Annotated in this window: 26 protein-coding genes; 7 read left to right on the forward strand and 19 right to left on the reverse strand. The window is 62.9% G+C overall.

The features are described from left to right. The first annotated feature begins 55 nt into the window (after positions 1–55). The gene (gene rph, locus HPO_RS14800) at positions 56–784 is read left to right on the forward strand and encodes a ribonuclease PH (RefSeq protein WP_035600379.1); all 729 of its coding nucleotides are present in this window, start codon (positions 56–58) and stop codon (positions 782–784) included. 7 nt (positions 785–791) lie between these two features. Here the strand turns inward: rph and HPO_RS14805 are convergent, their stop codons facing one another. Genes HPO_RS14805 through HPO_RS14820 form a run of 4 tightly spaced genes read right to left on the reverse strand, consistent with a single transcriptional unit; the run spans position 792 to position 2685 of the window. Continuing rightward, complete coding sequence (locus tag HPO_RS14805; RefSeq protein ID WP_035600381.1) at positions 792–1178, reverse strand: hypothetical protein; 387 nt, start codon at positions 1176–1178, stop codon at positions 792–794. Beyond that, positions 1165–1845, reverse strand: coding sequence for a SatD family protein (locus tag HPO_RS14810; protein WP_035600382.1), 681 nt, complete (start codon positions 1843–1845; stop codon positions 1165–1167). Before HPO_RS14810 ends, HPO_RS14805 begins: the two co-directional genes overlap by 14 nt. A gap of 52 nt (positions 1846–1897) precedes the next feature. Further along, a complete protein-coding gene (locus HPO_RS14815; RefSeq protein WP_011648280.1) occupies positions 1898–2137 on the reverse strand; it encodes a helix-turn-helix domain-containing protein in 240 nt (79 codons plus the stop codon). 17 nt (positions 2138–2154) lie between these two features. Further along, the gene (locus tag HPO_RS14820; RefSeq protein ID WP_241767934.1) at positions 2155–2685 is read right to left on the reverse strand and encodes a DUF2975 domain-containing protein; all 531 of its coding nucleotides are present in this window, start codon (positions 2683–2685) and stop codon (positions 2155–2157) included. Between the two features lie 143 nt (positions 2686–2828). Here HPO_RS14820 and rdgB point away from each other — a divergent pair, with 143 nt between their 5' ends. Together rdgB and hemW are read left to right on the forward strand one after the other, a co-directional pair. Then, positions 2829–3428, forward strand: coding sequence for an RdgB/HAM1 family non-canonical purine NTP pyrophosphatase (gene rdgB / locus HPO_RS14825; protein ID WP_035600383.1), 600 nt, complete (start codon positions 2829–2831; stop codon positions 3426–3428). Then, positions 3425–4597, forward strand: coding sequence for a radical SAM family heme chaperone HemW (gene hemW, locus HPO_RS14830; protein ID WP_035600385.1), 1173 nt, complete (start codon positions 3425–3427; stop codon positions 4595–4597). Before rdgB ends, hemW begins: the two co-directional genes overlap by 4 nt. A gap of 8 nt (positions 4598–4605) precedes the next feature. Here the strand turns inward: hemW and HPO_RS14835 are convergent, their stop codons facing one another. From HPO_RS14835 to HPO_RS14880, 10 genes are read right to left on the reverse strand one after another with little or no spacing between them, the layout of a single operon-like run. After that, on the reverse strand, positions 4606–5505 hold the full coding sequence (locus HPO_RS14835; protein ID WP_035600388.1) for a tyrosine recombinase XerC: 900 nt from the start codon (positions 5503–5505) through the stop codon (positions 4606–4608). Between the two features lie 45 nt (positions 5506–5550). Further along, entirely contained in the window at positions 5551–5961 is a 411-nt protein-coding gene (locus HPO_RS14840; protein ID WP_035600389.1) for an SRPBCC family protein, read from the reverse strand. After that, positions 5958–6359, reverse strand: coding sequence for a DUF1801 domain-containing protein (locus tag HPO_RS14845; RefSeq protein WP_035600391.1), 402 nt, complete (start codon positions 6357–6359; stop codon positions 5958–5960). Before HPO_RS14845 ends, HPO_RS14840 begins: the two co-directional genes overlap by 4 nt. Then, positions 6360–6767 (reverse strand): DUF1801 domain-containing protein, encoded by a 408-nt coding sequence (locus HPO_RS14850; protein ID WP_035600392.1) that lies wholly within the window; start codon positions 6765–6767, stop codon positions 6360–6362. Continuing rightward, on the reverse strand, positions 6764–6988 hold the full coding sequence (locus HPO_RS14855; protein ID WP_035600393.1) for a hypothetical protein: 225 nt from the start codon (positions 6986–6988) through the stop codon (positions 6764–6766). The genes HPO_RS14850 and HPO_RS14855 overlap by 4 nt, the downstream gene beginning before the upstream one ends. Next, positions 6985–7305, reverse strand: a complete 321-nt coding sequence (locus tag HPO_RS14860; protein WP_035600395.1) for an ArsR/SmtB family transcription factor — start codon at positions 7303–7305, stop codon at positions 6985–6987. Before HPO_RS14860 ends, HPO_RS14855 begins: the two co-directional genes overlap by 4 nt. 54 nt (positions 7306–7359) lie before the next feature. Beyond that, positions 7360–7815: a YcgN family cysteine cluster protein gene (locus HPO_RS14865; RefSeq protein ID WP_035600397.1), complete on the reverse strand. Its 456-nt coding sequence runs from the start codon at positions 7813–7815 to the stop codon at positions 7360–7362. A gap of 4 nt (positions 7816–7819) precedes the next feature. Continuing rightward, entirely contained in the window at positions 7820–8098 is a 279-nt protein-coding gene (locus tag HPO_RS14870; RefSeq protein WP_035600399.1) for a GNAT family N-acetyltransferase, read from the reverse strand. After that, positions 8095–8340: a hypothetical protein gene (locus HPO_RS14875; RefSeq protein WP_035600402.1), complete on the reverse strand. Its 246-nt coding sequence runs from the start codon at positions 8338–8340 to the stop codon at positions 8095–8097. The genes HPO_RS14870 and HPO_RS14875 overlap by 4 nt, the downstream gene beginning before the upstream one ends. Positions 8341–8367: 27 nt before the next feature. Then, complete coding sequence (locus HPO_RS14880; protein ID WP_035600404.1) at positions 8368–8655, reverse strand: GNAT family N-acetyltransferase; 288 nt, start codon at positions 8653–8655, stop codon at positions 8368–8370. 104 nt (positions 8656–8759) lie between these two features. Between HPO_RS14880 and mnmC the strand changes: the two genes are divergently transcribed. Further along, the gene (gene mnmC / locus HPO_RS14885; RefSeq protein ID WP_035600406.1) at positions 8760–10571 is read left to right on the forward strand and encodes a bifunctional tRNA (5-methylaminomethyl-2-thiouridine)(34)-methyltransferase MnmC2/FAD-dependent 5-carboxymethylaminomethyl-2-thiouridine(34) oxidoreductase MnmC1; all 1812 of its coding nucleotides are present in this window, start codon (positions 8760–8762) and stop codon (positions 10569–10571) included. 3 nt (positions 10572–10574) lie between these two features. Here mnmC and HPO_RS14890 read toward each other — a convergent pair whose 3' ends face one another. The 5 genes from HPO_RS14890 to HPO_RS21110 form a co-directional block, all read right to left on the reverse strand. Beyond that, the gene (locus HPO_RS14890; protein ID WP_035600407.1) at positions 10575–10760 is read right to left on the reverse strand and encodes a hypothetical protein; all 186 of its coding nucleotides are present in this window, start codon (positions 10758–10760) and stop codon (positions 10575–10577) included. Between the two features lie 47 nt (positions 10761–10807). Beyond that, entirely contained in the window at positions 10808–11224 is a 417-nt protein-coding gene (gene pspC / locus HPO_RS14895) for an envelope stress response membrane protein PspC (protein WP_035600409.1), read from the reverse strand. An 11-nt stretch (positions 11225–11235) separates the two neighbouring features. Continuing rightward, positions 11236–11493: an envelope stress response membrane protein PspB gene (pspB, locus tag HPO_RS14900; protein ID WP_035600410.1), complete on the reverse strand. Its 258-nt coding sequence runs from the start codon at positions 11491–11493 to the stop codon at positions 11236–11238. A gap of 113 nt (positions 11494–11606) precedes the next feature. Then, positions 11607–12287, reverse strand: coding sequence for a phage shock protein PspA (pspA, locus tag HPO_RS14905; protein ID WP_035600412.1), 681 nt, complete (start codon positions 12285–12287; stop codon positions 11607–11609). Between the two features lie 25 nt (positions 12288–12312). Next, a complete protein-coding gene (locus tag HPO_RS21110) occupies positions 12313–12444 on the reverse strand; it encodes a hypothetical protein (RefSeq protein ID WP_255417544.1) in 132 nt (43 codons plus the stop codon). A gap of 211 nt (positions 12445–12655) precedes the next feature. Between HPO_RS21110 and pspF the strand changes: the two genes are divergently transcribed. The 3 genes from pspF (at position 12656) to HPO_RS14920 (ending at position 15010) form a co-directional block, all read left to right on the forward strand. Then, positions 12656–13750 carry a phage shock protein operon transcriptional activator gene (gene pspF / locus HPO_RS14910; protein WP_035600415.1) on the forward strand — a complete coding sequence of 365 codons (1095 nt, stop codon included), beginning with the start codon at positions 12656–12658 and terminating at the stop codon, positions 13748–13750. Between the two features lie 166 nt (positions 13751–13916). Further along, the gene (hpf, locus tag HPO_RS14915) at positions 13917–14516 is read left to right on the forward strand and encodes a ribosome hibernation-promoting factor, HPF/YfiA family (RefSeq protein WP_035600417.1); all 600 of its coding nucleotides are present in this window, start codon (positions 13917–13919) and stop codon (positions 14514–14516) included. A gap of 26 nt (positions 14517–14542) precedes the next feature. Beyond that, positions 14543–15010 (forward strand): PTS sugar transporter subunit IIA, encoded by a 468-nt coding sequence (locus tag HPO_RS14920; RefSeq protein ID WP_035600419.1) that lies wholly within the window; start codon positions 14543–14545, stop codon positions 15008–15010. Positions 15011–15091 lie beyond the last annotated feature (81 nt).

Raw genomic sequence — 15091 nt, forward strand, 5'->3', positions numbered from 1 at the left:
AGACAGGCGCAGCAAAACCCGCAAATCAGGCCATCAGCTAGAAGGATTCCCGAAGATGCCAAATCTTGTTCGCCCCTCGGGCCGCGCTTTTGACCAGCTGCGCCCGATTTCGCTTGAAACCGGCGTCGCGCGCTATGCCGAAGGATCGTGCCTCGCCAGGTTTGGTCACACGCATGTGCTGTGTACCGCCAGCTGGGAAAAGGGCGTGCCCGGCTGGATGAAGGGCAAGGGCGAGGGCTGGGTGACCGGCGAATATGGCATGCTGCCGCGCGCCACCCACACCCGCGGGCGCCGCGAGGCCGCCGCTGGCAAACAGTCCGGACGCACGCAGGAAATCCAGCGCCTGATCGGGCGTTCCATGCGCTCAGTGGTCAACCTCGCCGCCCTTGGCGAGAACACGATCACCATCGATTGCGACGTGATCCAGGCTGATGGCGGCACGCGCACGGCGTCGATCACCGGCGGCTTTGTGGCCCTCGCCATGGCCTGCCGTTATCTTCAGACCGAAGGTGTGATCAAGGCGGAGCCGATCCTGAAACAGGCCGCCGCGATCTCGGTGGGTCTCTTCCAGGACATGCCGGTGCTGGACGTGGATTACCCTGAGGATTCAGCCGGTGAGGCGGACATGAACGTGGTGATGAGTTCTGATGGGGGCTTCATCGAAGTGCAGGGCACCGGCGAATCCCGCCCGATGTCGCGCCCGGAACTGGATGAGATGATGCGCTTGGCCGAGAAAGGCTGCACGGAGCTGTTTGCGGCGCAGCGGGCCGCGCTGGGGCTCTAAGCAGGCTTCAGCCGCTGATCAGCTGGTTTGCCGTCAGGGCGAACAGAGTGGCGATCGTCAGGTTACAGAGGGTGCCGAGCAGGTAGTAAGACGGGTTCTGCTGGATCTTGTCGCTACGCACGAACTGTTTGACCCCGATGATAATCGCCAGGGCGCTGAACTGCTGGGCGCTGACCAGAATGAAGATCAGGAGTGTTTCACACAGCCCAATCCAGAAGCCGGTCGATCCCAGATCAAAGACGCGGCCCTTGGTGCTCTCGGGAAGGGCGCCGCCCTCGGTGGCGGGAGTGTCGCCGGATTTGAGGCGGGGGATGCCAAGGCGGATGATCAGCGTGGAGAGAACGTGCGATCCAAGCGCCATGCCTACCAGGATGGAGATATCAATGGGATTCAATTGATTTCTCCAAAACAATGATATTCGATTGATTGTGGGTGCGCAGCCGGTTGATTATCTGATTTTCTGCTTCGATCACCAGATCTATCTCCGCCCGGCGGACTGCGTCAGAAACTGATTGCGGATATTTGCCCAGCCGTTGGGCAACCGCTTTTTGTGACAGGCCTTCGGCCAGGAGGGCGTAAACCAGAAACTGATAGTCCGTCATCCGGGCGATGAAGCCTTGGCAGAGGTTCGTCAGCAGGGTGAGCTCAATATCGCGAGCATCCTGGAAAATATGCCATTCGCCAAACCGGTTCTGACGCTTCAGCCGACTGATGGCGGCATTGCCGACAGTGAAGACCTCCCCGCCGATTTGGCGGATATTGGAGGTTCTGGCCCCGATCCGGCCGAATACGACCGCGAAGCGGAATGCCATTTGAATGCCAAGGCCCCCCCGCAGCGTACGCACAATCTGGAAAGCGGCCTCCGGATGCTGCAGCAATCCGGCAATTTCATCGCCATAACTGATTTCCAGCGGCAGGATGATGTTGGCCGCGTGGCGCTCGTTCATCTGGGCCAGCAGGGCTTCCAATTGCCCAAGAAGTTCGCCGCCTTTTTCCGCGCCAAAATCGCTCGAGCCTTTCAGGTCACAAAGAAGAAGACAGGCGTGATCGGGGGGGAGCATAAATCAATGATAATTCATTGATTCCTAAAAATCAATCCAATGTCATTGATCTCTATTCAGCCGCAACCTGGCGTTCATCTTCCTCACCTTCGGTGTCGAAGACGAGCAGGTCGCCCGGCTGGCATTTCAGCTCGCGGCAGAGGGCCTCCAGGGTCGAGAAGCGGATGGCCTTGGCCTTGCCGGTTTTCAGGATGGAGAGGTTGGCGAGGGTAACGCCCACGCGCTCGGAAAGCTCAGTCAGAGACATGCGGCGTTCCAGAAGCACACGGTCGAGGGTCACGCGAATGGTCATGTCCGTCTCTGTGCTCCTCAGATCGTCATTTTTTCTTCGTCGCGAAGGCGGGTGCCTTCCCGGAAGACTTGGGAAAGGATGAACAGCGCCGCCACGGAAATCCACAGTATGAGCTGGGTTGAGAGCTTTGGCGGCGCGTCTCCGACGAGGCTGGGCATGGCGCGCACCACCAGGAGGGTCGCAATCCGGATGATTTCCATCGCGGCGATGGCAACACCAATGCGCGACAAGCGCCCGGCATTCTCCGGCACGAAGGGATCGCCCTCTACCAGGGTCAGCAGGATGCGGCGCATCTGGACGCAGATGAAGATCACGCCAGGCACGATGACGCAGAGCAGGCCCAGCGCGATGACGAAGCTGCCGGGCGATACACCGTCCGCCAGCGCCTCGATGCCGGGCAGGGAGGCTTCGCCATTGGATAGGCTCGCGATCAGGCCAAGGCTCAGCACGGGAATGCCGATGACACCGAAGGCGCCTGCAATCCACATCGCTACGGTGACCAGAACGGTCATCGCCTCTGCCATCGAATTCCGGCCTGTCTTTGTCATACCCGGCCTTTTCACCCAGTTCGGTTGATGGTTTATGAAGCGGAACTTTGCCTGCGCGCCATCCCGTTATTACCGAATAACGATATATGCATTCGCGCATAAAGCAAGAATGGAGCCACATATCTGTGAATAAAGCTACGGCTATGCCCCGCCTCGTCCCCGGAAAACTCGTGGCAGCTACACACAACAAGGGCAAGGTGTCCGAACTGAAAGATCTGTTCGCGCCCCATGGTTTTGAGGTTGTTTCTGCTCTGGAACTCGGTCTGGATGAACCGGAAGAAACCGAGAATAGTTTTGCGGGCAACGCCCTGCTGAAGGCCCGCGCCGCCATGAAGGCGACGGGCCTGCCGGCGCTGTCGGATGATTCGGGCCTGTCGGTGACCGCCCTGGGCGGCCAGCCGGGTATCTATTCGGCACGCTGGGCGGGCGAACCCCGGGATTTCCACAAGGCGATGGAAAAGGTGGAGTCAGAACTCAAGGCTTCAGGATCGGCAGACCGCTCAGCCAAATTCGTCTGCGTGCTGGCGGTTGCCTGGCCCGATGGCACGGAAGCTGTCTATGAGGGCGAGGTGCATGGCACGCTCGTCTGGCCGCCGCGGGGGGAGAGGGGGTTTGGTTATGACCCGGTCTTTGTGGCCGATGGTGAAACGGAAACGTTCGGCGAAATGGAGCCGGAGCGGAAACATGCGATGAGCCACCGGGCGCGGGCGGTTGAAAAACTCCGGGCGGCGCTGCTCGCATGACCCAGGTTTTTGCCCCGTTCGGCCCGCATTTCGGTTTCGGTCTTTATGTCCATTGGCCCTATTGCGCGCGCATCTGCCCGTATTGCGATTTCAATGTCTATGCCGCCAAGGACCGGGTGACTGAGCCGCTGGTGTCGGCCATCGCCGGCGACATTCGCGCCCATCGCCGCAAGGTGCCCGAGCACGGGGCGCTCGATACGGTGTATTTCGGCGGCGGCACACCCGCGCTGCTGCGGCCTGAGCAGGTGGCCGAAATTCTGAAAGCGGCGTCCGACACGTTCGGCATCAAGGAAGGCGCCGAGATAACGCTCGAGGCCAACCCCAACGATGTTCTGAGGGCGGATCTTCCGGGGCTGCGCCGGGCGGGCGTGACGCGCCTGTCGATCGGCGTGCAGTCGATGCGGGATGCTGCGCTGGCTTTCCTCGGCCGCGATCATGATGCCGAGGCGGGCGCCGAAGCGGTGAAGCGGGCGCTGAAAGTGTTCGAGTCCGTTTCCATGGATCTCATCTATGCGCGCCCTGGCCAGTCGCCCGCCAACTGGGAGGCAGAACTTGCCGATGCGCTGGCGCTAGGCGCGCCGCACCTGTCGCTCTATGAACTGACTTTCGAGCCCGCAACGGCCTTCGGAAAAGCGGCCGCCCGCGGAGATATTGTTCCGATGCCGGATGATGCGCAGGCAGACCTTTATGAACTTACCCAGCAGATGACGCTCCGGGCTGGGATGCCGGCCTATGAAGTGTCAAATCACGCCGCTTCGCCCGCCCACCAGTCGCGCCACAATCTGGTTTACTGGCGGGGCGGGGACTGGATCGGGGTTGGCCCGGGCGCACATGGCCGTCTCTCGGTCAGCGGCAACCGCTATGCCACCGAGGCTGAGCGGCGCCCGGAAGCCTATATAGCCGGCGTGCAGATGCTGCAGGAAGGCTGGGCGGATGCGGGCAAGCTTCCTCCGCTCGACATTGCGCGCGAGTTGCTGGCCATGGGCCTGCGGGCGGCAGAGGGGGTGGATCTGCGGCGGGTGGAGCTCGTTTCTGGCAAGCAGGTGCCCCGCGACAAGCTGGCGGTGTTTGCCGAACAAGGCTGGGTAAAAATGCAGGGGTCGGAGCTTTCCCTCACCGAGAGCGGCCGGCTGCTGGCGGACGCTCTGACGGCGCAGCTCGCGCCCTGAGGCGGCCCTCAGGCGCGCGGATGAGCGGCGGCGTGAACTTCGCGCAGGCGCGAAGAGTCGATGCCCGTATAGACCTGCGTTGTGGAGAGCGAGGCGTGGCCCAGCAGCGTCTGGATGGCGCGCAGGTCTGCCCCGTTCGCCAACAGATGGGTGGCGAAGGCGTGGCGCAGTGCGTGGGGCGTGGCCGTTTCCGGCAGACCCAGATAGGCGCGCATCCGCTGCATCAGGCCCTGGATAAGACGCGGGTTCAGCGCGCCGCCCTTTGCGCCCCGGAAGAGGGGTTTGTCCCGCGTCAGCGCCCAGGGGCAGATTTCCGCATACGAATGGATCGCTTCGCGCACTGCCGGGATCAGCGGCACGATCCGCACCTTGCCACCCTTGCCCTTGATGCGCAGGCGCTCCGGCGCCGGAAGGTCAGCGCCCGTCAGGCTGAGGGCTTCTGAGATACGAAGGCCTGCGCCGTAAAGCAGGGAGAGCACCGCGGCGTCCCGCGCGCTGATCCACGGCTCCTGATCAGGCTCGCTCTCGGCTTCGGAGATGAGATCGCGGGCCGCATCTATGGAAACCGGGCGGGGCAGGCGCTGGGGCCGGCGGGGGCCTTGCAGATAGCCCACTTCGGCATTGTTGATGCCATGGGCGCGGTCTACCCAGCGATAGAGCGCCTTGATGGAGGAGAGGATGCGCGCCACGCTCGCGTCTGACAGCCCTTCGCGGCGGCGTTCAGCGAGGTAGGCGCGGATATCGCGCGCGCGCACATCGGCCAGCATGGCAAGCGATGGTTCTCCGCCCATATGCACGCGCAGGAAGGCGAGGAAGAAGGAAAGATCGCTGCCATAGGCCTCCACCGTCTTGGCGGCCATGCGGCGCTCACGGGTCAGATGGTCGAGGAAGGCGGGCAGAACGTCCATCCCGCCAGGGTGGCACGGCGCCGTTAAGGATGGCTGAAGGCGCGTCTAGTCCGGCCGGGCCGCGATGGCTTCGATCGTATCGATCATGCGCGGCCAGCCAGCCATTGCGCCGCCATAATAATGCGGCTGGCCCTTCCGGAAGCCGCTTTGTTCCATGCGCAGGCGCGTGCCGGTGGGCGTTGGCGTGAGGGTCCAGGTGACGGTGCTGCGCAGGCCGGTTGCGTCGTCGCCGGCATTCCAGCTGTAGGCGAGCGCGCGACCAGGTTCGATGGCCAGAACTTCGCAATCGACGGTGCCCCAATCGGCGCGCAGTTGGAACCTGTGGCCGGCGATGGGCGCGAACGCGTTCTTCATCAGCCATTCTTCGATCAGGTGGGGCGTCGTGAGCGCGCGCCAGATCTTTTCGGGCGGATGGGCAATGTCGCGTTCGATCACAATGGAGCGGGTCTCGGTCATTTCTTCTTTCCGGAGGCATTCAGCTCTGCGGCGGCACGGATGAGCGCGGTGAAGGCCTTGGTGTTGAGTTTGTCGTCCTTATAAAGATCAATGGCGCGACGCGCATTGCCTTCCAGGCTGGCATTGAAGAGGCCCTGTGGATCTGGCAGCGTCGCGCCTTTGGCGAAGGTCAGCTTGACCTTGTCCTTGTAGGTTTCGCCTGTGCAGAGGATGCCGTTCTTTTCCCAGACCGGCACACCGCGCCATTTCCATGTTTCGGTAACACCCGGCAGGGCGGCATGGATCAGCCGGCGAGCCTCGGCGAGCGCCTCTCCGCGCCAGTCTGCCAATTCGGCAATTCGTGCGTCAATCCGTTCGGAGGCAACAGCCTGTTCGGTCTTGTCCGGGGATCTTGGCATTTAGAGCTTTTCTCCGGGCAAGCGGCTTGCCTGCCTCACCCAATCTGTGAACTGATCTTCGTCGAGCTTGTTTTCGTATATGTCCAGATAGCGTACTTCGGGGTGTTTTGAGGTGCCCGTCGGTGCGGGGGCAAGCGACGTGCCCCGGAAGAAGGTGACTTTGATGTATTTGGTGAAACAGTGATAGCTGAGGAACCAGCTGTCTTCTTCCACGCCATAGAAGGGAGAATTCCATTTCACGGCCTTCCTGACGCCCGGCACAGCCTTTTCGATAAGCGCGTCGAGCCGTTCTCCCACGCCGCGCTTCCATTCCGGCATGGCGGCAATATAGGCCTGCACCGGCGCATTCCCGAACCCTTTCGGGATCTGTGGATTGCCGCCGGACAGGAGAACGGCCTTGCCGCTCATTGCGGGGAAGGTTTCCGGCGGCGCCCGCCCATCACATACGGCAGGACGAAAAGATAGAGCCCGGACAGCACCAGCAGCGCGAGCGGCGCCAGCGGGGTCAGGAAAACCCATTCCGCAGGCTGATATCCGAAACCCTGCGCTGCGAAGAGGCCCGTGACCAGCAGTGTAAAGATTATGGACACCCAGCGGTGCCCCTGCCGTATCAGTTTGTTCCAGTTCATTGGTCCATCCTGTTCAGGAGATCTTCGAGATTGTCGAAACGGTGTTCCCAGAAGGCGCGCATCTCCTGCGTCCAGTCGATGAGAGATGCCAGCGCGCCGATTTCGGGACTGTAATGCGTCTCGCGTCCCTCCTGCCGGCCGGAAACCAGGCCAGCTTGCCGCAGCACGCCGAGATGCTTGGACACTGCCGGTTGGGAAATGCCGGCGCCGGCGGTGAGCGCATGCACCGACTGTTCGCCCTCCCGGCACAGGCGCTCAAAGATCGCCCTGCGGGTAGGATCGGACAGGGCCCGGAAGATGTCGCCGTGTTCAACCATATCAAACCCATAACCAGATGATTATGGGTCTGTCAAGAACTCATAGCCAATCAGTTATGGTTCGGTGCCTTCCCAGTCGATCACCCAGTCGATCTCGTCTTCCTCGAATACGGTATCCTCCGAGACTGTTTGTCCGCGGACGGAATGGCCGAGTTCGTGGATGCGCTCTCGGTCGCCGCAGACAAGGTGGTGCCAGGCGGGCAGGGGCTTGCCCTCCTGGATCAACCGGTAGGCGCAGGTGCGCGGCAGCCAGTCCACCTGCTCGACAACCACGGGCGTGAGCTGCACACAGTCGGGAACATGCTGCCTGCGATTGGCGTAATCCGAACACTGGCAGGTGCTGCCATCCAGCAGCTTGCAGTGCAGGCGTGTATAGGCGAGCGCCCCGGTGTCTTCATCCTCCAGCTTGACGACACAGCATTTGCCGCAGCCATCGCACAGGCTTTCCCATTCCTCCGGGGTCATTTCCTCCAGGGTCTTGGTTTTCCAGAAGGGTTTGGGCCTTGGCATCCCGTCAGGCTTTCAGGGCCGCCCAATCGGGCGTCTTGTCGATCACGCCGCTGGCATACCAGCAGGCTGAGGTGACGTGTTCGCCGCTGGCCTTGATGTCGTTCATGATGGCGGTGACGAGCTTCTTGCCCAGGCCGCGTCCGCCGATGGCATCCGGCACGATGGTGTGGGTGATGTGGCGCACGCCCGGCTGGCGGCGCTCATAGGTGAGGTAGGCTTCCACGCCGTCAACGATCAGGCTGTAGCGCTGGCGCGCCGCGTCATGGGTGATGTCTTGGCTCATGCGAAAATATCCGTCTGTTTGCTGGTAAGCTGTTTACGGATCCAGCCGGGCAGGAGGAAGAAGGCAATGCCAGTCAGCCAGACGGGCGTAATCACCAGCCCCGCCCCAAGGAAGGCGCCCACGATATAAGCGCCGCCCGCCTCCGAGCCTGCCTCCGCCGTGACCCCGATGACGGCGGCCACAGCAAAACCGATGCCGGCGAGAATCCAGATCACGCCCAGTATCCTCAACAGGATGCCCATCGTCCCGCCTCCCTCAATCCGGCGTGTTTAGGCCAGCACATCCTGCCATTCGGGGTGTTTCCCGATCTGCGCCTTGGCAAAGGGGCAGAGGGGAATGATCTTGATGCCGGCCGCGCGGGCGTCCTCCACTGCGCGCTGCACCATTGCCTGGCCAGCGCCCTTGCCCCGCAGCGCGTCGGGAACGCCGGTATGGTCAATGATCAGGCGTGTCGCGCCAGCCTTGGAATAGGTCATCTCGGCGGTATGGCCATCGATGGTGACGAGATAGCGCCCGCCGGTTGGGCCGTCCTCGCGTTTGACGTCCAGGTCGCTCATGCCGGGGCTCCTTTGCTGGCTTTGGCCGAAGGTGGTGCAGGCGCGGCAAAAGCGCAATGCCCGGCCCCGTTTCCATTTCCGGCGCGGCGGGCTAGGGCAGGGGCATGACGCGGCTGCTGACCCATCCGGAGATCGAGTGGCGGGAGGATGGGACCCCCGTCGCCACGGCGTTCGGAGATGTCTATTTCTCGGTGGAGGACGGCCTTTCGGAGACACGCGCAGTGTTCCTGAGGGGCTGCGGTCTGCCCGGCGCCTGGGCGGGGCGGCGCCAGTTCACGGTGGCCGAAACCGGCTTTGGCACCGGCCTCAATTTCCTCGCCCTCTGGCAGCTCTGGCGCGAGCATCGCCCGCACCCGCAGGCACGGCTCAGCTTTGTCAGCTTTGAAGCTTTCCCGTTGAAAGCCGAAGACGCAGCGCGGGCGTTTGAAACCTGGCCGGAACTTCGCCCCCAGGCAGATCAGTTGCTGGCGCGCTGGCCGGGGCCGGTTCGGGGCGTGCGCCATCTCCTCTTCGAGGAAGACGGCATCGACCTCATCCTGCATCTGGGCGAGATCGCGCAGATGCTGCCGGCCAGCCGCTTTCAGGCGGATGCCTGGTTCCTCGATGGGTTCAGCCCGGCAAAGAATTCCGGCATGTGGGCCGAGGAGATTTTTCCGCTGATCGCGGCGCGCTCGGCGCCGGGCGCGCGGGCCGCGACGTTTACCGTGGCGGGGGATGTGCGGCGCGGGCTCGCGGCGGCGGGGTTTGAGGTGCAGAAGGCCGAGGGCCACGGCCGCAAGCGTCAGCGGCTGGAAGCGTTCTATCCGGGCGAAGCGGCCGTGCCGGCTCCGCCGCGGCGGGTGGCAGTTCTGGGCGCTGGCGTTGCGGGGGCATGTGTCGCTCACCGGTTGGCACTGGCGGGTGTTGAGGCGGTTGTATTTGATCCGTCCCCGGAGGTAGCTTCAGGGGCGAGCGGTAATCCCCTCGGCCTGATGATGCCGCGCTTGGATGCGGGCGAGACGGTCGAAGCGCGCCTGTTGATTGATGCCTATCTGGCCGCGCGGGATTTCTATCGCGGCCGCCCCGGCGCCGCGCTGACCGATGTGCGCCAGCCGCCACGCAACGAGACCGAGGTGAAGCGGTTTGAGAAACTGCTGGCCGACCGGCCCTTTCCGTTGGAAGACCTTGAGGCCATTGCCGGGGGCGGCTTGCTGCACAAGCGCGCGGTGATCCTCCGTCCAGGGCAGATCGTCCGGTCGCTGCTGGAGGGGGTCGAATTACGCCTGGGCGCCTCGCCAGAGGTAGACCTTGCTGCGCGCCGCGTGAATGGCGAGGCGTTTGACGCCATTGTGATCGCCAGCGGTATGGCGCTGCGCACGTTGCTGCCGGGCATCGAACTGACCGGGCGGCAGGGCCAGGTGGAACATCTGACGGGCGCCGTTGAGGCTCCGCCTTCGGCAATTGCTTCGGGCACATACTGTATCGCGCTCGGGCAGGAGCGTCTCTGGGGCGCAACGTTCGAGCCGGCCGGAGAAGACGGCAGCGCCGCCATCAGCGAGGCCGCGCGGGCGGAAAACCTGGAAGGGATAAAATCTCTTTCCCCCTGGTGGGTGCATGAAGCGCAGAGGGGCGGGGCCGTGTCGCGCGCATCTGTACGGGCGACCACGCCAGACCGGCTGCCGCTGATTGGCCCGGCGCCGGATACCGAAGTGATCTCAGCGCTCTGGGCGCGCGGGACGGAGCCGGAAGCCTGGCCGGTTTTACCGGGTATCCATGTAGTGGGGGGATTTGGCAGCCGGGGCTTTACCTGGGCGCCCTGGGCCGCGGGAATTGTGGTCTCGGCGCTCTGCGGAGGCCCGGCGCCGGCGGATATGCCTTCTCTCAGGGCGGTCAACCCATCGCGGCAGATCCTCCGGCGTCTGAAGAAGGCGCGCTGAGCCTCAGGGCGCCTGGACGAAGAAGACCCGGACGCCGCCATTCTCGTGGCGTTCGAGGTTCACCGAGAGGCCTGCCACTTCCAGTGACATGTTGCCCGCGATGGAGCTGAGGATGACGGTGGCCGCCAGGATTGCGACGGCCAGTCCGCCGAGTAGCCAGTTGTTATGCACGAGATGCCCCTGTTTCATTGATCCGGTCCTTAGACGGAGTAGGTGTGGGTGGGCGACAAGCCCGGTCAGTTGCCTTTTTCGAGGTCGCGGAATTCCTGGCGCAGGCGCCATTCATCCGAGGTCACGGCGCGCTCGAGATTCTTGAGGCGCTCGTCGAGGTCCATGAAAGTATACTTGATGGTGCCGAAGGTTGCGCGCGGACGGTCCTGCACGCCGCGCCAGAAGGCGTCTTCATCCGGGCTCATCGAGCCATACCCGATGGGCATGCGCGGCGTGATCATCCAGACGACAACATAGGTTACGATGGCGATCGGGCCGAGGCCGAACAAGGTCAGCAGGACAAGCAGTACACGGACGAGGATGGGTTCCCAGCCGAAGCGCTCGGCGATGCCGCCGCAGACGCCGGCAATAACCTTGTCCTGGCGGGAGCGGTAGAAGCGTTTCGGGTTCGGGGAGTGGTAGGGGTCGTAGGGGCGGGACATTTCCTGTCTCCTTATTCGTCAAAGGTGGTGCGGCGGGGGCGCGGAGGTGGGCGAGGGCTTTCTGCGTTGCGGGCTTCGAGCAGGGATTCCAGGGTCTCGATGCGGCGCTCCATTGCCTTGGCGGAGCGCCAGAGATCCTCGAGCATGCGCTCATCGTCCGGCTGCAGGGTCTTCTGGCGCCGCCAGAGCGTGATGTAGTGAAACACCATGCCCGGCAGCACCACAAAGATGGCGATGATGGCAAACAGAGGGATGAGGCTCTCGTTCATGACTATTCATCGCCCCCGGCGGCGGCGCGTTCCTCACGCGCTTGGGCGATCAGGCCCGGCGTGCAGATGACGGCCAGGAAGCCAAAGAGGCAGACCAGTGAAAAGACCATTGATCAGCCCTCCGACTTCTTCGCCGGTGCTTTGCCTTTGCGGGCTTTCAGCGCGGCGAGTTCCTTCTCGATGGACTCGTTCTGCTCAAGCTCGGCAAATTCCTGCTCCAGGCTCGGCTCGCGGCCGCGGATGGTGTCGGCATAGGCTTCCATCTCGTCGACTTTGCGCTCCAGCTGGTTGTAGCGGATGATCGCCTCGTCGGCGCGGCCATCATACATCTGGCTGCGCATACGGATCCGCTGTTCGGCGGCTTCGCGGCGCATCACCAGGGCGCGATGCTTGGCTTTGGCTTCGTCGAGTTTGGCCTGCAGTTTCGTCAGGTCTTCCTGGCGGCGGTCGAAGGCTTCCTCGGCGGTTTTCATCGCATGATGACGGCGCTCGATTTCGGTTTCGCATTTCTGCTTGGCGATCAGCGCGCCGCGGGCAAGGTCTTCACGGCCCTTGTCGATGGCAAGCTCTGCCTTGGCGGCCCAGTCATCGCGGGTGGCGGTGAAATGGGCGATTTCGCGCTCCATTTCTTTCTTGTCAGCCATCGCGCGGGCGGCGGCGGTGCGCACTTCCACCAGCGTGTCTTCCATTTCCTGGATGATCAGGCGGGCAATTTTTTCGGGGTTTTCGGCGCTATCCAGCATCGCATTGAGGTTGGAGTTGATGATGTCGCCGAGGCGGGAGAAGAGACCCATGGGAATTTCCTTTCGTGACTGGAGATCAGAAGAAGAGGCCGCCGAGCAGCACGCCTGCGGCAAAGAACATCCACGTCTCCGCCCGGCGCGAGGCGAGCCAGCGGCCAAAGCGGCCGGCATCGGTGCGCGGTGTGTAGGGATCGTCCTGGTAGCTCATTTCTGGTTCGTCCTTGGTTTTCAGTGGTTGGCAACGCCCGTCGCCCTGATGCCAATACCATTTCAAGAGCCGTGCCAGTTTGGGATTAATTTCATAACGCCTTGATATTTATATCAAAAAAACTTTTCGGCGCCTTTGCGTTAAGAAGTGAAAGGCTAGCTACACTAAAAATCTGGTAGAACTAGCTAAGTATGTTGGCTATTTTGGCCAAATGGAGCAGCGGACAACTCACCTCATAGGCGAATCTGCCGCCTGGCTCAGCGCGCTGGAGCAGGCGAGCCGACTGGCGCCGCTCGACCGGCCCGTGCTGGTGATCGGGGAACGCGGCACCGGCAAGGAGCTGGTGGGCGAGCGATTGCACTTCCTGTCCAAGCGCTGGGAAGGCCCGTTCGTGAAGGTCAATTGCGCGGCGCTTTCGGAAACCCTTCTGGATTCAGAGCTTTTCGGCCATGAGCGCGGCGCGTTTACCGGCGCGACCGAGATGCGGCGCGGCCGGTTCGAGATGGCGGACGGCGGCACCATCTTCCTCGACGAGATCGCCACAGCCTCCCAGCAGGTGCAGGAAAAGCTGCTGCGGATCGTGGAATATGGGGAATTTCAACGGGTTGGCGGCTCCAAGGTGCTCACGACCAATGTCCGGATCGTTGCGGCGACGAATGCCGATCTGCCGGCGATGGCGGAGGCTGGGACCTTCCGCTGGGACTTGCTGGACCGGCTGTCTTTTGACGTGGTGACGCTGCCGCCACTGCGGGCGCGGCATGGCGACAAGACGCTGCTGGCGCAATTCTTTGCCCGGCGGATGGCGGTTGAAATGGCTCAGGATTTTCCGGGGTTTGCGCCGTCTGCTCTTGAGGCGATCGAGGCCTGGCACTGGCCGGGAAACATACGCGAGCTGCGCAATTTTGCCGAACGGCTGACCCATCGCGCGCTGCTTTCGGCCCCGCAGGAACAGGTGCGGTTCGAGCCTTCGGCGCTCGATCCCTTTGCCTCCCCCTGGCGGCCGAAGGAGGCTCCGAAAAACTCCAACCATTCCTCCAATGAGGGGGCAAAAAACTCCAACGGTGTTGGCGTTTTCATCGGCGCCTCCACCCCTGCGGGCCCTGGCGAATTTCAGCCTGCCGAGCGGCCGGCAACGCCGGCGCGCGGGTTTGAGGATGCCGTCCGCCTTTTCGAGATGCAGCTGATCGACGGCGCCCTGGCAGACGCTGGCGGGCATCAGGGCCGGGCGGCCGACGCGCTGGGCCTCACCTATCACCAGCTGCGCGGCCTGCTCAAAAAACATGGCTATGCCCGCCGCGCCGAATGAGCCGGCATCGCCTGCTCAGGACAATTGCCTAGAGCCGCGCGCCGCTAACACATTAGATTTCAGACAGATGTGGCGGCGCATTACGGAAGTGAGTCGCCACTGGCAGCTTCCTGATGCATACTTATGTTCAGGATAGCTCTTATGGTCACAAGCAAAGGAGACGCCCATGCAAATTCAGATCACCGGCCGGCATATGGAACTGGGTGAGGCGTTGCGAGGGCGGATCGAAGAGGGGCTTGAGGCAGCCGTCTCCAAATATTTCAGCCGCACGGGTGACGCCAACGTTTTCGTATCCCAGCAGGGTCCGTTTGTGGAAGTGGACTGCAATGTTCACCTGCCATCGGGCATCATCCTGCAGTCGACCGGCAAGGCCAACGACCCCTATGCGGCGCTGGAAGTCAGTCTCGACAAGATGGAAAAGCGGGTGCGCCGCTACAAGCGCCGCCTGAAGGACCACCACGCCAATGGCCAGCCCGCCCTGCCGGCGGAAATGGCACCTGAAATCCTGTTCCAGGCCAGCGACGACGACGACGCCGAAGATTCGGTGGATACGGGAGTCGAGGTCGGCGAGGCACCCCTTACGGTTGCAGAAACCAAGGTTCAGATCCGCACGATGACCGTTTCCGAGGCAGTAATGCAGCTGGAATTGCAGGACGTTCCGGCGCTGATGTTCAGAAATGCTAGCCATGACGGCCTTAATATGGTCTACCGCCGCCCCGATGGGCACATTGGTTGGGTTGACCCCGCCAACACGCCCCGGAATTAACGCGACGCGCCACGGAAAGTTGTTTGATGGCCACCGATCTGAGTGCTCTGCTGCAAGGTGGGGTGATCATCCCCTTTCATGAGGCGACCAGCCGGAAACAGGCCATCCACGTCCTGTGCGAGGCCTTGAGCGAGGCCACGGGCATCGGTGCGCGGGCCATCGAGGACGCCGTGATGGAACGCGAACGGCTCGGCTCTACGGGTGTAGGGGAGGGCGTTGCCATCCCGCACGCCCGTCTGCCGGGGCTTTCCGCGCCTGTTGGCGGCTTCCTGCGGCTCGCGCATGGGGTCGATTTCGAGGCGATCGATGACCGCCCCTGCGATCTCATCTTCATGTTGCTGGCGCCCGATGGGGCGGGGGCAGATCATCTGCGCGCCCTGGCCCAGGTCAGCCGGTTTTTCCGCCAGGTCGCCGTGCGCGACGGGCTGCGCAAGGCGCGCAATGAAAACGAGATCAAGGCCCTGATCTGCAAGGATCCCGTAGCCGGCCACTGATCTGGTCTCGCCTGAATAATCCGGATACAGAAAACCCCGCCTCGATGAGGCGGGGTTCTTTGTTTCTGCGCTGAGCGCGGT

The sequence above is a fragment of the Hyphomonas polymorpha PS728 genome (assembly GCF_000685315.1).
GTDB classification, from domain to species: Bacteria; Pseudomonadota; Alphaproteobacteria; order Caulobacterales; family Hyphomonadaceae; genus Hyphomonas; species Hyphomonas polymorpha.

Bases quoted from the DNA above. Each gene is read 5' to 3' on its own strand.
- rph (WP_035600379.1), top strand. From the start codon at position 56: ATGCCAAATCTTGTTCGCCCCTCGGGCCGCGCTTTTGACCAGCTGCGC.
- HPO_RS14810 (WP_035600382.1), bottom strand. From the start codon at position 1,845: ATGCTCCCCCCCGATCACGCCTGTCTTCTTCTTTGTGACCTGAAAGGC.
- HPO_RS14815 (WP_011648280.1), bottom strand. From the start codon at position 2,137: ATGACCATTCGCGTGACCCTCGACCGTGTGCTTCTGGAACGCCGCATG.
- HPO_RS14820 (WP_241767934.1), bottom strand. From the start codon at position 2,685: ATGACAAAGACAGGCCGGAATTCGATGGCAGAGGCGATGACCGTTCTG.
- rdgB (WP_035600383.1), top strand. From the start codon at position 2,829: ATGCCCCGCCTCGTCCCCGGAAAACTCGTGGCAGCTACACACAACAAG.
- hemW (WP_035600385.1), top strand. From the start codon at position 3,425: ATGACCCAGGTTTTTGCCCCGTTCGGCCCGCATTTCGGTTTCGGTCTT.
- HPO_RS14835 (WP_035600388.1), bottom strand. From the start codon at position 5,505: ATGGACGTTCTGCCCGCCTTCCTCGACCATCTGACCCGTGAGCGCCGC.
- HPO_RS14840 (WP_035600389.1), bottom strand. From the start codon at position 5,961: ATGACCGAGACCCGCTCCATTGTGATCGAACGCGACATTGCCCATCCG.
- HPO_RS14845 (WP_035600391.1), bottom strand. From the start codon at position 6,359: ATGCCAAGATCCCCGGACAAGACCGAACAGGCTGTTGCCTCCGAACGG.
- HPO_RS14850 (WP_035600392.1), bottom strand. From the start codon at position 6,767: ATGAGCGGCAAGGCCGTTCTCCTGTCCGGCGGCAATCCACAGATCCCG.
- HPO_RS14855 (WP_035600393.1), bottom strand. From the start codon at position 6,988: ATGAACTGGAACAAACTGATACGGCAGGGGCACCGCTGGGTGTCCATA.
- HPO_RS14860 (WP_035600395.1), bottom strand. From the start codon at position 7,305: ATGGTTGAACACGGCGACATCTTCCGGGCCCTGTCCGATCCTACCCGC.
- HPO_RS14865 (WP_035600397.1), bottom strand. From the start codon at position 7,815: ATGCCAAGGCCCAAACCCTTCTGGAAAACCAAGACCCTGGAGGAAATG.
- HPO_RS14870 (WP_035600399.1), bottom strand. From the start codon at position 8,098: ATGAGCCAAGACATCACCCATGACGCGGCGCGCCAGCGCTACAGCCTG.
- HPO_RS14875 (WP_035600402.1), bottom strand. From the start codon at position 8,340: ATGGGCATCCTGTTGAGGATACTGGGCGTGATCTGGATTCTCGCCGGC.
- HPO_RS14880 (WP_035600404.1), bottom strand. From the start codon at position 8,655: ATGAGCGACCTGGACGTCAAACGCGAGGACGGCCCAACCGGCGGGCGC.
- mnmC (WP_035600406.1), top strand. From the start codon at position 8,760: ATGACGCGGCTGCTGACCCATCCGGAGATCGAGTGGCGGGAGGATGGG.
- HPO_RS14890 (WP_035600407.1), bottom strand. From the start codon at position 10,760: ATGAAACAGGGGCATCTCGTGCATAACAACTGGCTACTCGGCGGACTG.
- pspC (WP_035600409.1), bottom strand. From the start codon at position 11,224: ATGTCCCGCCCCTACGACCCCTACCACTCCCCGAACCCGAAACGCTTC.
- pspB (WP_035600410.1), bottom strand. From the start codon at position 11,493: ATGAACGAGAGCCTCATCCCTCTGTTTGCCATCATCGCCATCTTTGTG.
- pspA (WP_035600412.1), bottom strand. From the start codon at position 12,287: ATGGGTCTCTTCTCCCGCCTCGGCGACATCATCAACTCCAACCTCAAT.
- HPO_RS21110 (WP_255417544.1), bottom strand. From the start codon at position 12,444: ATGAGCTACCAGGACGATCCCTACACACCGCGCACCGATGCCGGCCGC.
- pspF (WP_035600415.1), top strand. From the start codon at position 12,656: ATGGAGCAGCGGACAACTCACCTCATAGGCGAATCTGCCGCCTGGCTC.
- hpf (WP_035600417.1), top strand. From the start codon at position 13,917: ATGCAAATTCAGATCACCGGCCGGCATATGGAACTGGGTGAGGCGTTG.
- HPO_RS14920 (WP_035600419.1), top strand. From the start codon at position 14,543: ATGGCCACCGATCTGAGTGCTCTGCTGCAAGGTGGGGTGATCATCCCC.